Source organism: Winslowiella toletana (assembly GCF_017875465.1).
Classification (GTDB): domain Bacteria; phylum Pseudomonadota; class Gammaproteobacteria; order Enterobacterales; family Enterobacteriaceae; genus Erwinia; species Erwinia toletana.
This window is the reverse complement of sequence record NZ_JAGGMQ010000001.1, coordinates 419,668-433,684: the sequence shown is the minus strand read 5'-3', so window position 1 is coordinate 433,684 and position 14,017 is coordinate 419,668. Positions and strand designations below refer to the sequence as shown.

11 protein-coding genes and 1 pseudogene are annotated in these 14,017 nt (G+C 53.2%); all 12 read right to left on the bottom strand.

The genetic code is table 11. The features are described 5' to 3' along the window. Positions 1-183: 183 nt before the first annotated feature. Positions 184-930, bottom strand: a complete 747-nt coding sequence (mobC, locus tag J2125_RS02135) for a MobC family replication-relaxation protein (protein WP_209499453.1) — start codon at positions 928-930, stop codon at positions 184-186. 9 nt (positions 931-939) lie between these two features. Then, positions 940-2,799, bottom strand: a complete 1,860-nt coding sequence (locus J2125_RS02130; protein ID WP_209499452.1) for a type IV secretory system conjugative DNA transfer family protein — start codon at positions 2,797-2,799, stop codon at positions 940-942. A 700-nt stretch (positions 2,800-3,499) separates the two neighbouring features. Continuing rightward, positions 3,500-3,706 (bottom strand): annotated as a pseudogene (locus J2125_RS24900) (TrbM/KikA/MpfK family conjugal transfer protein); the annotation flags it as partial. 8 nt (positions 3,707-3,714) lie between these two features. After that, positions 3,715-4,755 carry an IS630 family transposase gene (locus tag J2125_RS02120; protein ID WP_209499438.1) on the bottom strand — a complete coding sequence of 347 codons (1,041 nt, stop codon included), beginning with the start codon at positions 4,753-4,755 and terminating at the stop codon, positions 3,715-3,717. Positions 4,756-5,016: 261 nt separating this feature from the next. Continuing rightward, entirely contained in the window at positions 5,017-6,036 is a 1,020-nt protein-coding gene (gene virB11, locus J2125_RS02115; protein ID WP_209499450.1) for a P-type DNA transfer ATPase VirB11, read from the bottom strand. Further along, positions 6,026-7,330, bottom strand: a complete 1,305-nt coding sequence (gene virB10 / locus J2125_RS02110) for a VirB10/TraB/TrbI family type IV secretion system protein (protein ID WP_209499449.1) — start codon at positions 7,328-7,330, stop codon at positions 6,026-6,028. The genes virB11 and virB10 overlap by 11 nt, the downstream gene beginning before the upstream one ends. Next, positions 7,327-8,217, bottom strand: a complete 891-nt coding sequence (virB9, locus tag J2125_RS02105) for a P-type conjugative transfer protein VirB9 (protein ID WP_209499448.1) — start codon at positions 8,215-8,217, stop codon at positions 7,327-7,329. Before virB9 ends, virB10 begins: the two co-directional genes overlap by 4 nt. Further along, positions 8,214-8,897 (bottom strand): VirB8 family type IV secretion system protein, encoded by a 684-nt coding sequence (locus tag J2125_RS02100; protein WP_135770558.1) that lies wholly within the window; start codon positions 8,895-8,897, stop codon positions 8,214-8,216. The genes virB9 and J2125_RS02100 overlap by 4 nt, the downstream gene beginning before the upstream one ends. Positions 8,898-9,119: 222 nt before the next feature. Next, on the bottom strand, positions 9,120-10,151 hold the full coding sequence (locus J2125_RS02095; RefSeq protein ID WP_209499447.1) for a TrbL/VirB6 family protein: 1,032 nt from the start codon (positions 10,149-10,151) through the stop codon (positions 9,120-9,122). 70 nt (positions 10,152-10,221) lie between these two features. Continuing rightward, positions 10,222-10,497 carry an EexN family lipoprotein gene (locus J2125_RS02090; protein WP_064170455.1) on the bottom strand — a complete coding sequence of 92 codons (276 nt, stop codon included), beginning with the start codon at positions 10,495-10,497 and terminating at the stop codon, positions 10,222-10,224. A gap of 11 nt (positions 10,498-10,508) precedes the next feature. Continuing rightward, positions 10,509-11,237, bottom strand: coding sequence for a TrbJ/VirB5 family protein (locus tag J2125_RS02085; protein WP_209499556.1), 729 nt, complete (start codon positions 11,235-11,237; stop codon positions 10,509-10,511). A 22-nt stretch (positions 11,238-11,259) separates the two neighbouring features. Next, the gene (locus tag J2125_RS02080) at positions 11,260-14,007 is read right to left on the bottom strand and encodes a VirB4 family type IV secretion/conjugal transfer ATPase (RefSeq protein WP_209499446.1); all 2,748 of its coding nucleotides are present in this window, start codon (positions 14,005-14,007) and stop codon (positions 11,260-11,262) included. Positions 14,008-14,017: the final 10 nt, after the last annotated feature.

The window sequence follows — 14,017 nt, the reverse complement described above, 5'->3', positions numbered from 1 at the left end:
GAAAAACCGCAAGGGAATGCGGTTACATTGCTTTACTGGCAACGCTGCAAGGCGCAGACTGAGGCGGAACGCAGCACAGCGAGTACCGAACAGTCTGCGCCTCGCAGTGGAATAAAAAAATCGTCCGGCCTGGCGGTATCGCCGCCAGGCCGGTGAAGCCGTCACGATGCCCTGAGTCAAAGCTTACGTATAACTGTCTAATGACAGGCGCTTCAGTTCATCAAGGGTATAAATGCGAAACACCCGGCGGTGACGTTCTTCCAGCGGGACGTGCTGATGGTTGATGATGACATGTCTGATGCTGTCGAACAGCAGTTCAAGCGCACGCTTCTTCTGTGGATCGGGCACAACATAAAAAACGTAAATCCACTGCTTGCGGGTACGTGCCAGCAGGTGGCTTGCCATGATCGACTGATAACGGGCTCGGGTTTTCAGGCGGCGCTCAGTTTCAATAGCAATAACGTTACCGTCGGGCAGCGTCAGTAATCCGTCTGGGCGATGTTTTACCTGATACTGGTTGAGAAAGCTGGCCCGGTCGCCGTTAATCCATCCCGAAGCGCCTTTCTTCTCCAGAATAAGCCTGGTGGCCTGATTATCAAGATGGTGCTCCAGCGTCCAACCGGTGATTTTTGATGGTTCAAACCGCGCAGGAAAGATTTTATCATTCGGGGTTAACACCACCGCCAGCCCGTCGCTGGTGATCCCCCATAATGAAATCTTTATTGTTCGTGATTCAAGCATATGCTTCTGTATTAACTCCATTCGCTCTGTTTTTGCCAGTAGCGAATAAAGCGACTTATGATCCTGGAAACCAAATAACAGCATCAGAGTTTTAAAATCACTGTAAGTTTCTTCTTTCAGGAAGTTCAGCAGTCGTTTTATTTTTTCGTTGTTACGCGTCTGGCGCTCGTGAAATGATGAAATCAGCATAAGCGCTCCTTAAAAATCAAGCGGGGACAGGTGTTCTTCATCATCAGGTTTCGGCTTTACCGGTTTGACTTCGCTTTCGTCGAAGAAAAGTGCCGGGTGTGTTGTCGTCACATCCGACATGGCGGGTTTATCATCCTCGCAAAAATCCAGCATGATCTTCACGGGGGCTACCGCTACGGCAATATCAGGGGAAACCGAAAAAGTTTTTAGCTGACGCTTTCTGACCTTTATCGGCGAGATCAGTGAAGCAGAAGGTAGCGTTTTTGTCGTAAAGATAAAGCTGACAAAATCGGGTAGGTTCAGGATCATATTGTTGTCAATAAAGAAACGTTCGGCCTGGCGGATTGTGCGCTCACTGTCGATGGTCTCCGTGAGCATATTATCTGTTTTAGCCTTACGGAGTTCGTCATCTACCAGAATAGTGCCTGACATTCTCGCTACCCATTCCGCTGTATCCGGGTCCATAACCCGGTAAACCAGTTTGAATTTGGCATTTTCTACGACCGCACCGACAACGGCGTCATCTTTCAAATCTGCCGGGCAGTCTTTTAAATCGGCAATGGACTGGTGGTCCATAATAATATGCACGCCTTTATCCCGCGCTGCTCCTAATCCCTCCAGTGCTGACCTGGATAAATGGTATTTCAGTTCGGAAAGATAAACAGCAATGGGGCGGGGGACGTCTGTTACTCGATCGCGCTTTTCTGCCAGCTGGTAAAGGCGAACCAGTAGCATGCGCTGGGCGGTAATAATTTTGCTGTTTCGCATGGAGCCGACAACATAACAGCAGCCGCCCTCATCAAATATGTGCTTAAGCGAAAAGCCTTCTGGTGAGTTAATGGCATTGAGTAATGCCAGTTCCTCAATTTTTCCGAAAAAGGCTTTGATCTTTTCGGCAATACTCTGAACGTAATCACCGTTATAAACATCCCGGATTGTTGTCGATGGATTATCGCTGACAAATTGTGCGGCTATACGGGCGGCTTTTCGGTCATCAATGCGATAAAAATCAGATTCCTGCCCTTTTTCTGCCAGGCTGAAACCTGCAACAAACAATTCTTCCAGCTCATCGGACGTGATATCTTCAATCAGATTTAACTGGTATTGCTGTTTTCGCAGGTCAATTAAGGCAAAAGGCTTGCCTGCATCCTCGCAGGCTTTGCGGTAAAGATGCGGTGCCCATTCATCGTCTTTAGGGTCCATAACAAAAACACCTTCACCGGCCAGAATACTTTGATAAAGTAATATGCCGGCGGCTACCCCTTTACCGGCCCCTGTGGTGCCGATAATATCCGCGTGTTGTTTCTGCCAGTCTTTTAACGGGAGATACATTGGTTCATTTTCCCTGCTCATGCCGGTAAAAATGCCTTTATTCAGGTCGATATAATCCAGCGGGTTATAATGCAGTGTTTCCGGCAGTAGAGACTTTACGGTGCGGACATCGGTGCGCAATTCCCGTTCAAGGGTGGTCTTTTTAACAAGGCGTTTCTTTATTTTGTCCAGTTCCGGTGTGATTATCCGGCGAAGCATAATATGAAAAATAATCCCGGTTACAGTGAAAGCAATCCGTACTGACCACGCCAGTACCGTATTATCACTGGTGGGTCTGATCTTATACAGCCACTGAAAGGATCCGATTACGACCGGAGCCAGTGTGCCGGAGAGAAAACACAGCAGGGAAAAAGCAATAATCAGCTTTTTCCAGAGCGGCGCTTTCTGCCGTTCATCGCTTTTTATTGATGCAAAAAACGGCATCGTCAGCCCCGCTAATAACGCCAGCATCAGTTGTTGCTGTTGCACAAAAGCCAGCAGCGCCAGCATCCCGTTCACTATCGGCGACAGTGAAGCGGCAAGCTTATTTAAAATCATCGTGCCTCCTTCGTCAGCGATTTGCCCCATGACATAGCCCCGTCAATTCGCCCCACGGTGTCGGGCGAAAAGGCGGGGCGAGCGTATGGGGTAAAGAAGGTGGCCGCTGTGCGGCCATGTGCCGGAAAGCATGCTTCCCGGTACGAAACGGCATGCGCCAGTTCATGCGGGCTGGAAGCCCTTATTGCCTGTTGCATGGGGGGGAATGTCGCGGCTGGACGCCGCACCAAAACCCCCAACGTCAAAGGCGGCACACCGTCGCCCGCTACGCGCGACCACCCCCTTTAAGACGGTCGCTTTCGCCTTTTTCTTCCCTTTACTCGTTCCTCGTAGCGGGAATAAAAGGGAAGCTGACCTTTAAAGAGGGTGGTCGCGCCACGCTACCGGCTTTTGGCCGGAGACTTAGCTGCGACGGTGTGCGGGGCGATGCCCCCCAAATAAATCGCTGTCGTGGGCGACAGCTTTTCGCTCGCTGGGGCGGCGAAATTTATCCGGCTCCCCCCGGCCTGCAAAATCCGCGTGGGCGCGGCTGTTTGCAGGTGAGGCGCGGTGCCTGAATTATTTTCGCTCCTTAACCCGCGAAAATATTTCTGTCCGCTGCCTCATTTTTACGGCCCATGTTTCTTCGCTCCTTAATCCGCGAAAAACAGAAGCCGTAAAAACCTGAAAACCGTCACGCTCTTTGCCGGTCTCGCCAGTATTAACCACGAACGCGGCCATATTTACTGATGATCTGATCGATAGTCGCCGGGTCTGCCGAATCACATTCACTCAAAAATGATTTTCTGGCATCGGCCGTATGGTCAGGAAGAAAGCCGTGTTTATTCTTTTTCACGATATTAAAGAATGCCCGTTCAGCGGAGTGACATTCACTGCCGCCGCTGTTTCCCGTTGTTTTACAGTAAATAGCTGCGCCTAATACCGCTCCACTTTTGCCAGACCATGTTTTCCTCCGGGGAATGGGCTGGCGGTTTCCATAAAATGCCGTACCTTTTTCAGCAGTTGCCACATCGTACGGCATTGATGGTTGCGCGTTATCGTGTCGTGCAACGCCTGCCATAACCGCTCAACGTGATTCACCCACGGCGAGTAAACCGGCTGATAAATCACCCTGAACTTCGGGTTCTCCTTCAGCCAGCGCTGGGTTTCCCGGCTTTTGTGGATAATGTAGTTGTCCACGATCAGCGTGATGGTTTTTGCCCGCCGGTACGTCGCTTTAAGCCGCTTCAGCAGGCTGATGAACAGCGCCGAACTTTTGCTGTTGCCGCCCACGTAGCTGACTTTGCCCGTGCCGCAGTGCAGTGCTCCGGCCAGATAGTATTTTTCGTTCTGTCCCGGCGTCACCACGCGTTTTTGCTGCCCGCGCAGCTGCCAGTCCGCACCGATTTTGGGATTAAGATGGATATCCACCTCATCTTCATAAAATACCGGATGCTCTGCGCTGCATTCGTCCAGTGCTTTGTGGATTGCCGCCATCTTTTCATCCTTATGCGGGTCACGGATACGCAGAGTTGGCGCGGCCCTGCGCCATACCATCCCGGCCGATGGCAGCCAGCGGCGAAGGGTCCCGGCATGTAACTGACATCCGGTTATCTCATTGATTTTTATTGCCAGCAATTCGGTACTCCAGCGTGAACGCTGATAGCCAAAATCACCGGGAGTGTGTTTTATCAACTCACGTAATAACGTGCAGATATGCTCAAACGGCCAGCGACGGGAACGTCCTGCGGGTAAGGATTGAAGGCCTTCGACACCCGACAACGTAAACCAGTTAATCCAGCGCCCGACGGAGGAACGGGCGCAGCAGAGCGTTCTGGCGACATCGCTGACACGGTCTCCCCGGTGCAACATCAGTATGGCTGTGAGTCTGCGTGCATGATTTTTATCGCGCGTTTTATGGATAGCTTTCTGCATCAGTCGTCGTTCGTCGCGAGGAATGGGTGCTATGATCGGCATTGCTCAGTCCGGTTGGTGATTTGTGATGTTCAGCGATTGATCAGATCGCACAATCCGGACTGAGTTCCCTCAAAGTGATCTACTATTCCGCGCAGCTATTTACATGCATAAAACCACTTCGCATGCATCAGCGGCCATTGCGGATGTTGAACATGACGCAATAACGCAGAACAATAATACGGAGGATATTGCTTTTTGCATTTCAGTTACCATTATGATTAATGAAAGGTTACGTATCCTGGGTAATGTTATTTGCCGGAGTTATTTTCTGAATGTTTCTTTCATGCTGTTTAAATGAACTGGTTTGAAGTAAATGTCGCGCATCCGGCGCACATCGCCGTGTATATCAATACTGACGATGACATCAATGCTTTTAAGTACCTTGCGTAACAGCACATCGAAAGGAATGTTCCGGCAGTCCGGGTTTTCATAGCAGCGGTCAATGATCCCTTCAATGCATTCTTCCGGGCTGCCCGCATGCAGGGAGGTGATTAATCCCTCGTGCCCGGAGCCGACAATTTTCAGCGCGTCCCACGCCTCCCTTCCACGAATTTCTGCCAGTAATATCCGGTCAGGGTTCATACGATAATTAGCCCGGATCAGCCTGCCAGGCGTGACAATGGCGTTGTCCCCGGCATCCGCCGGGTAAAAAAGATGAACATAATTGGCGTGGTGATAAAAGCGGATTTCGGGATTGTCCTCAATTGTAACCAGCCGGAGATGCGGTGGAATATAATGCAGCAGCGTTTTCATATAGGTGGTTTTACCGGAGCCGGTTTCACCCACAATAAAAATCGTTTTGCCGTATTCCACCGCCTTTTCCATAAAGCGGGGAATATCTCCGCTGTGGTATAACCGGATCAGTGCATTATCCTGACTTTCCGTATTTTCCTGACCGGCCACGCGCTGATAAAATCCCGCATCAATCCATGACTGATGTGTTTTCCGCTCAAACGAGGGTTTGCGTAACGTAATGGATACCGTGTTACGCTCACAGGCCGGGGGAATAATCGTCTGAATACGCTCGCCGGATTCGAGCGTGGCCGACAGTATCGGTGACGTATCGTCAATATTATCGTCATGCCAGGACGCCAGTGCTCTGGCAAAGGCGTAACAATGACGCAGCGTGATCGGGGATTCACGCTGCTGCCATGCCCCCTTTATTTTGGTGTGCAGTTCCCCCGGTCGGTTAATCGCGATTTCGGTCAGCCCTTCGACTGGCAGATAATCACCGAACAGCTGATTTTTCATAAAATCCAGTGACAGGTTTTCAGCGCTCATACCATTTCTTTTTTAGCTGTAGTTGATAAACAGAGGAAAAATCAATATCCGTGCCGGTCATGATGCCGATCACATCGCCCTGGTTCAGGTACATCGTGGGCGGGATACTGATGCTGTTTTCCAGCGTCGTTTTCGCCATTTCCGCCGTGGCGGCGCGGGTGTTTTCGGTATAGTCGGTATTGCGGTCTTTACCCGGCGCAGCATCTGATGCCGCTGCCGCCACGTCCTGCACGGTACTGAGCATCAGGGCGTTGCCGAAACGCTCCCAGAAATGGCTGTCGATCCAGCCTGCGATCCCTGCTTCACCGAGCGGGCCAGTGGCCTGCGTATCAGTGAGAGGGATTTGCAGGCTGCCGGGCTCCGGTGTGCGCAGCTCCGTCCACAGCACAAACATCCGGCTGCGCCCGTGTTGCAGTGCGCCGGTGCGGTAGACGCCACGGGCGACCGTTCCTGCCGGGATCAGCTTCACATGGTTACTGGCGCTCCAGACATTCTCACTGATCAGGCAGGAGATATGACCGCCAACATCGGATACGAAGCGCCGCATCATCGAACACGGAATATAACGATCCACCGGGATATAGAGATCGGGATCGAGGCCCAGCCGCCTGACACCGGTGACGCGGGCAACGCCCGGATTGTCGTTGTTATTGCTGCCTGCCGGTGCTGTCGTATCCGGGCAGCGCAGGCGTCCATCTTCGCCACTGACCAGTACAGACTGACAGGATGTGTACGCCGTGGAGGCTGACGGTCTGCCCGACGTTTCCGTGTTGCTGCGCACTCCTCTTCGGGACGTGCGTGTATTGTCCCCTGACCCTGTACTGCCGCTGTTCAGCCCGTCTGCCAGTGCTGCCGCCTTGTTCAGGGTGGGCTGCCCGGGCGGCAGAGCTGGAGTGGCCGGGGCGCTCTGACTGGCAGGGCCTGCGCTTTCCTGCCTCCCTGGCCCGAACAGGCCAAACGGGTTACTGTCCATGCCCAGATTCTTACGCTCCTGCAGCACTGCCCCGGAGGAGGGCGGCGCGGTGTCAGATCCTTTCTCATCACCCCTTTTCAGGGCGCTGAGAAAACGATCGCCACCGGATGCCAGCGCGATGACCAGGACCAGACTCAGCAGGCTGACTATCAGCGTGCGGCGATCAGATGCTTTACGGAAACGGGTCACTTCCGGCTGGCCGGGCGGCGTTTTCTGCTCCGGCTCCTGATATGCCATTGCCGCGCGGGCGCGTTCGCGGGCTTCTGCTTCCCGTTCTGCGGTGGTTTTTTCCGGTTCGTCCGGGAAAGATTTGTCGGTCATTTTGCCTCCAGCGTAACGGACGGCGAAACGGTGTCACTGCTGGTCAGTGGGATACGCCCGAATCCGTTGTTTTCGATCCCCACCACCGAGGTACCGTAACGCAGAACCAGCTGCGGCGATGCCGGAACCGCCATCACGGTGTAGTTGCCCTGTTTAATGGTCTGGGGCGTGACCGCCTGCTCCTGACCATTAACCACCCGGAAAACTGAAGGCAGGGTTTTTGTGGGGGAAAAACCGATATACGCAAAACGACCGTCATCCCAGGTAAAGTCCGGGGCGATGGCGGCGGAACCGGCTGCCACCCGTTTTGTATAGCGCCAGTTGCGCGGCGTGGTGGTCTGCCCGAATGCCGCCGCTATCCGCTGCCGGTCCAGTGTTTCCTGCTGATGTTGCTGACGGGCGGCGCTAGCGGCGGCTGACTTTTTCCGCAGTTCGTCGGGATAGCGGTAGCGGATAACAAAGGCCTGAGCGGGCGAATCTTTATCCAGCACGTTCAGCTCCAGGCTGTAATCGCGCTTCGATGTCACCACGAACAGATTGGTTTTCCAGTCTTTTGCCGTCGGCAGAAACACCTGGCTGACGTTGTTGCCGCTGGCATCCGTGACCGGTTGGGTAATCGGGTTCGGGCTGACGCCCACCCGGTTATCGCTTTTCGTCACGGTCCAGCCTCTGGGAAAACCCGCCTGCGCATCGATAACGGGTTCATCATCGTCAAACACCAGCATGGTGACGTAGCCGGGGCGGGTACTGACGACCGTGGCGTTCTGGTTGTTGTATGTGACGTTCTGCATCCGGCTGTCATACGCGCTGCCGCGCGGTGTCGCTGCGCTCCATGCCACGCATGACATTATTAAGCCAGAGAGGAGCAGGGTATGTTTCAGCATCATTCCCCCCTCAGCTCTTTGTCGCGCTGGTAGCTCGTGACGATAAAGCCCAGCGGGTTCACTTCGCGCTGGCTGTCGGTCAGTTGCCGGTGCGGGACGTAGCGGTAGGTGAGGCGGATATTCCAGACATCCGTTTTCACGGAATTATCAGCAATACGGCGGATAGCGCGCTTGATACGCAGGGTTGCCAGATTATCCGGCCCGGTGGCAGGCGCATGTACATTGGAAATAATGTCGATATCAACAACATATTCCGCCTTGTTAAAAATCACGTCCGGTGCCTGGTCGCCGTTAAACCCGTCCAGATAGTCCCGGTTCACGCTGTCGCTGTTAAATAACTGCACGTCGTCATAATCACGCTGGAGGGAGAAATAATTATATCCCTCGCGGAGTCTGACATAGTGTGCTGCCAGTGAATGCGCCAGCGCTTTTTCAGATGAAATATCCCGCTCCTTCACGCGGGTCATATATTCATAGCGACCGGTCTGTTTATCCACTGACCATAATTCAGTGTCGGTGGTTTTAAGCGGCAGCAGGATAATAATGGCCGCAATCGCCATTGCGGCCAGAATCAGTCCGGCAGCAGCCACCCGCCAGGCGGTTTTTCGGGAACGCTCTTCCTTTTCCAGCAGGATGGATTCAAAAGAGCGGGAAACATTAACAATGTTTTGAATATCAGACATGGTGAGTCAGCTCCTGAATGATGGCGGGGGAATTCACTGGCTCGGGTTCGCCGGATACCGACGGGAGGTCGCCCTGATGCCGTGCGCAGCCCGTGAGCGCGCACAGCATCAGAAGGATGATTCTGAATTTCATGGAAGCCCCTTATCGTATGGATGCAGGAATGCCCCACCGGTGGCGCAGGCCACGGCGTGACGGGGAAAGAAAATTAAGGATCGGGAGGATTAACGGTGACGCTGCCGGTTCAGGCGTTTCATACTTTCGATGGCGGCGGCGCGTTTCTGCCAGGCACTCACGGTTTTACCCGCGCCTGCGCCGGTGAGTCTGCCGGTCGCCGCGGCGACGGCCATGCCGCCTTTCGCAGCCAGGCGGGCACCACCCTTTACACCCGGACCGGTGAGGTCGGCGGATTTCTTTGCCAGTCCGCTCAGGCCACTCATGGCTGCACCCTGCAGCACCGCCTGTACGGCGGCCCCGCTGAGTGCGCTGGCGAGTTTCGCGGAGAACCAGACCACCACACCTGCCGCTATCCCGGCCAGCAGGCACTGCGCCGCCAGTGTTACCATATTGGTTTCAGCGGATGTTTTTGTTGCAGCATCCAGTATCTTATTCAGGTAATTAATGGCAATACGGATGGATAAGGCAGAAAACATGATCGTTAATATTGCCGCGAAAATTGTTTTCAGCCAGTTATCAAACATCGGTTTAAGAAAACCGTACAACAGGCAGAAAATAAAGAGCGGCGCGGTGGTCGTCATTAACAGGATGGTGATTTCGGCGAGCAGGTTCACAAAGGTGGCTGCCATCAGCAGGACAACAGAGCCGCCCCATACCAGGACTTCGGCAAGGCCGCCATTCAGTTTGACGTAAGTTGAGGTGTCCATATTAAATAACTTTTGCCCCAGCGCCTGTGCCTTTTCCCAGACGGTATCGAGCAGCGCCCAGACGTTATCATCGCCGCTGATACCGTCTTTGAGTCCCTGGATAGCCGCTACCGCCAAATCCAGCCAGCCATCCCGGTTTAACGCAAAGGTGGTGATCAGCAGCATTCGCCCCACATCCCAGACGACATCTTCAACCGGGGTCCGGAGTTTGCCAGCCAGTGTCTGGTAACCGCGGTACAGTATAAATAAGGTAAAAGAGCTGGCGATGATGACGCTGATCATCGTGCCGTAAGTGGAAGACTGACCTTCCAGTACGGCATTCAGTCCATCCATGATGTTTTTGTCCATACCAACAAAAATACCACCGGACATGATGCCTCACCTGATATATAAAGAAAGGAAATAAAAACAGGGAGAATTCCCTGTTTTGCTGGAGGAGAAATTACTGTGTCACTGCATTTCGTTTTTCAGCTTCCTGCTGAAATATCGCCCCGAATTTCTCCTTAACCCCGGGCTGGCCTTCCTGTGCAAACATAAGTGCTGCCCGGTGGGCAAATTCGCAGTTATCGCTTGCCTCGCCATCCTTCAGGCATTGCGTATAAACCGCATATGTTTCGTCAGGATGCTGCTTATACCAGGCTTCGGATTTGGTTTCCTTGCAGCCGGACAGTAATATCACGCCTGAGAGTGTGCATAAGGTGAATAAGGATCTGAGCACGGATAACCTCCTTATAAATTATTAAGGTCAGCAACAGGTGCCGTTAGCTGCTGCTGTTCAAAGGCTTTCTGTCTTTGCTGTTCCAGCAATGTCGTTCGCTGTTCAGCCTGTCTGACAGACATCTCCCACTGATTCGTCAGCGCATTTAACTGTACGCTTTTCGCCGCGATGGCGTTAGCCAGATCCTGAGACTCTTTCGAGTCCTGCGCATTCGATATACGGTCAGATAAGTCTGATATGTCGCTGAGTGTGCTGTTGATCCTGTTTTCAACGTCAGTGGTATTCTCAATCGCCATTGCCTGATTGAGGATCATCTGTTTACAACTGTCGGCCAGGCCCTGAGATTTTATTCCTTCCTGTTCCTCGCTGCATACGCTGAACGATTTGTATTTATTGTAAAGGTTTTGCAGTTCAGAAGAATATGAACTGTTTTGCGTGGTCAGCAGATCATCCAGTGAAATACCGCTCTTACGGAGATTATCAATATTGGTTTTCAGACTTCGGGCATCACTGAGAAAACCCTGAATATCCCGCACACCGGTTGCGGTAGCCAGTTGCTTCTTATATGCATCAAGTTCACTTTTATAATGGGTAGCCGTATCCTCCCATTGTTGTAGTTTCTGCATCCACTGGTTAATGGATTCGGTATTCTGCACGGCATCGAAAACCGGTATTCCGCCGCTGAACGCCTGCGTCGAGAAAAATAACGATAATGCCAGAAAGGTATATCGGGTCCGCATATCAATGACCTCCGTATGAATATTAGATTGCCCGCTCAAGGAAGGTTTCTTTCCATTCATCAGGTCGCATACCGTCCTGATAAATGGCATCGAATATTTTCAGGTTGTCCTCACTGCCGCTGAGAAGCCGGGTGAGTTTACCCAGTCTGGACAGATCCATTTTCGCCATTGCCACAAACGGGCGGGTTTCCCCGGCCCGAAGCGGTGTTTTTAGGATGACCATATAATGCTCGCCTGGATCCAGATTCCTGACCGTCTCATAAACGCTGTCCGGCACTTTCATTTTCTCCACGTAATCCGTATGGCTGGCCTTCGGGTTGGCGAGGAAAATCTGGGTGCCGCACTGCTCAATAATCGCCGGGGCGATGGGGTGTCTGACGATTTCATCCGGTGACTGTGTTGCCGGGACGAAGATACCGTTCAGCTTGCGGATGACTTTCAGCATATTGAGGGAGAAGCGGGAAAATTCGACATCGGCCAGCCAGCGCCAGAACTCATCCATAAACATCACCAGGCGGCGACCGTCCAGCAGGCTGGTCACGCGATACAGCAGGTAAAAGGTGATGGGGCCGCGAATATCGTCATCATCCAGAAATTCGGTGCCGTCGATACCAAAGTTATCGACATCGCTGATGGTGAATGTATCGGCCTCGTTATCAAACACCCAGCCGAACTCGCCCCCCTGCGCCCACTGTTTCAGGCGAATACGCAGCCCGTTGGTGCGGGCATCTGTAGTCGGCGGCTCCGGCAGCACTTCCAGCAGCCGGGTGATCCCTAACCGGTGGTACTCCGGCGGATAGTCCAGCATGATGGTGTCAACGGCGGCACTGATCCGCTCCTCATCGCGCGGATCGAGCGGCTTACCGTTGCGGCGGCACAGCATGCGCACCAGCCGTTTGATGAAACTGATGTTCCGGCGGGTTGGCTCCAGCGCAAACGGGTTGAAGCCGGTGGGCTCGCCGGTACGGATGCGGAAGTATCGTCCACCCGCCTGGCGGATCGCCATCTCCGCCGCCCGGTCCTTATCGAAATACACCGTGGTCAGCCGTTTGATGGTGGCAGAAGGCGCAAACGTTGCCGGGTTGCGGTACTTCTGCATCAGCTGCTGCATGACAGTCATCAGCAGGGTTTTACCGGAGCCGGTTTTTCCGATAATCGCCGTATTCCCCGGCGTTTTCTCTCCGGTGTCATCCCGCCCGGCCTGGCTGTCGTGCAGGTTCAGGTAATACCCGCCACCGCCGGGAGATGTGAGGATGGCGATGGCTTCTCCCCACGGATTACCGCTGCGTTTGTGGGGATGGAAGTTATGCAGGCAGGCCATATCGGCAAAATTCTGGCTGCTGACGGCCACCAGTCGGGGACGCAGCGTATAGACGCCCGGCAGTTGCGCCAGATATGCGGCGGGCAGTGACAGGGTGGAGAGCGTCGTCATAATACCCAGATCGGCGAAGGGCTGGGCCAGAACGTTAGTGTCCTTCACCACCTGTCCGGGACTTTCTGAGGAGATCAGCAGGGAAAAGTGGAATTTACCGCACGACACATGTCCGGACTGCAGCAGGTCGCGCAGGACAATCAGCTCTTCGCGCTGGGAAATCGCGTCGTCGTCCGTGGAGTTCAGCCGTTTTTCCGCCAGCCGGATATGATTCTGCGCCTCATCCCGTGCCATACAGGTAAAGGACTGAGTCAGAACATACTCGCTTTCGGCGTACAACAGTGCGTCCAGCATACCGGTATGGGTTTCCGGGGAATAATCCTTAATCTCCAGGCTGCGGAAGAAGCGGGAACCGCTGACCGTCTGGCATTCACCGGTGTCGGTGGTAAAAAACACGTCCGGCGTGCTTAATGTTTCATAAAACGGCGAGCACGTTGCGGCCACTTTCTGCCACTGTCCGGTGATCAGGCGGTGGAAGAACGCCAGTTGCGAGGAATACACTCGCCCGTTTTCTTCATATATCCCCAGCGGCGTTGCCATATAACGGGATAATGAGGATTCCAGTGCTTCACGGTATTCCAGCATGATTTTGAGTGCGTCATCCAGTGCTGCCTGGCGTTTACCGTGCGACTGCGCTTTCATGGTTTTCTTCTCAATCTGAGAGAACGGCGCGTAGCAGACGGTGAAAAACAGCCGGTGCCGCCAGAACGGTTTTTCTTTTACCGGCTGGTAATACCGACGTGTTACCTCATCGGAAAAGGGAATGCCGGAATTCGCCTCAAAGACATCATGATATTTTTCACGGAGCCGGTGAATATAGAATGTTACCCGCAGCCCCTCAAACGAACGAATAACGTTATTCAGGTGCGTGGCCATCAGGGTCAGGTGTTGTTCGTCTTCACATTCAAAGACTGTGCCGCCCAGCTCCCAGGTGGCAACAAAATCACGGTGACGATTTCTGATGACGTAGGGGTGAATATGGGAGGAATACGGAATATATTTATCCAGCGTAATACGCTCGTTTAATTTCATTTTCTGAATAAACTCCGAGACATCAACATTATCGTACTGATTCGCCAGAAGGGCATTCGCGCCAAAATGGGTATTGGTGAAAAGTCGTCCACGGGTTTTAAACGCCAGCCAGAGCAGACTGAAATAATGAATGTCCTTTCGGGCTTTATTTTTCATTTCCGCCCAGGCCGGGATCAGTAACAGCGCCAGGTAATAGCTGGCATAGACCGCCAGCAGGACGATGGCCCCACTGACGAGAACGAACGGCACAAGAGGAATACCCATAATGGCGGCAGGCCGCGTGAGTGCTTTATTCAGCGTAGCCATCGTTACCTCG

Excerpts from the sequence above, each read along its gene's own strand:
- mobC (WP_209499453.1), bottom strand. The coding sequence starts at position 930 with ATGCTGATTTCATCATTTCACGAGCGCCAGACGCGTAACAACGAAAAA.
- J2125_RS02130 (WP_209499452.1), bottom strand. The coding sequence starts at position 2,799 with ATGATTTTAAATAAGCTTGCCGCTTCACTGTCGCCGATAGTGAACGGG.
- J2125_RS02120 (WP_209499438.1), bottom strand. The coding sequence starts at position 4,755 with ATGCCGATCATAGCACCCATTCCTCGCGACGAACGACGACTGATGCAG.
- virB11 (WP_209499450.1), bottom strand. The coding sequence starts at position 6,036 with ATGAGCGCTGAAAACCTGTCACTGGATTTTATGAAAAATCAGCTGTTC.
- virB10 (WP_209499449.1), bottom strand. The coding sequence starts at position 7,330 with ATGACCGACAAATCTTTCCCGGACGAACCGGAAAAAACCACCGCAGAA.
- virB9 (WP_209499448.1), bottom strand. The coding sequence starts at position 8,217 with ATGATGCTGAAACATACCCTGCTCCTCTCTGGCTTAATAATGTCATGC.
- J2125_RS02100 (WP_135770558.1), bottom strand. The coding sequence starts at position 8,897 with ATGTCTGATATTCAAAACATTGTTAATGTTTCCCGCTCTTTTGAATCC.
- J2125_RS02095 (WP_209499447.1), bottom strand. The coding sequence starts at position 10,151 with ATGTCCGGTGGTATTTTTGTTGGTATGGACAAAAACATCATGGATGGA.
- J2125_RS02085 (WP_209499556.1), bottom strand. The coding sequence starts at position 11,237 with ATGCGGACCCGATATACCTTTCTGGCATTATCGTTATTTTTCTCGACG.
- J2125_RS02080 (WP_209499446.1), bottom strand. The coding sequence starts at position 14,007 with ATGGCTACGCTGAATAAAGCACTCACGCGGCCTGCCGCCATTATGGGT.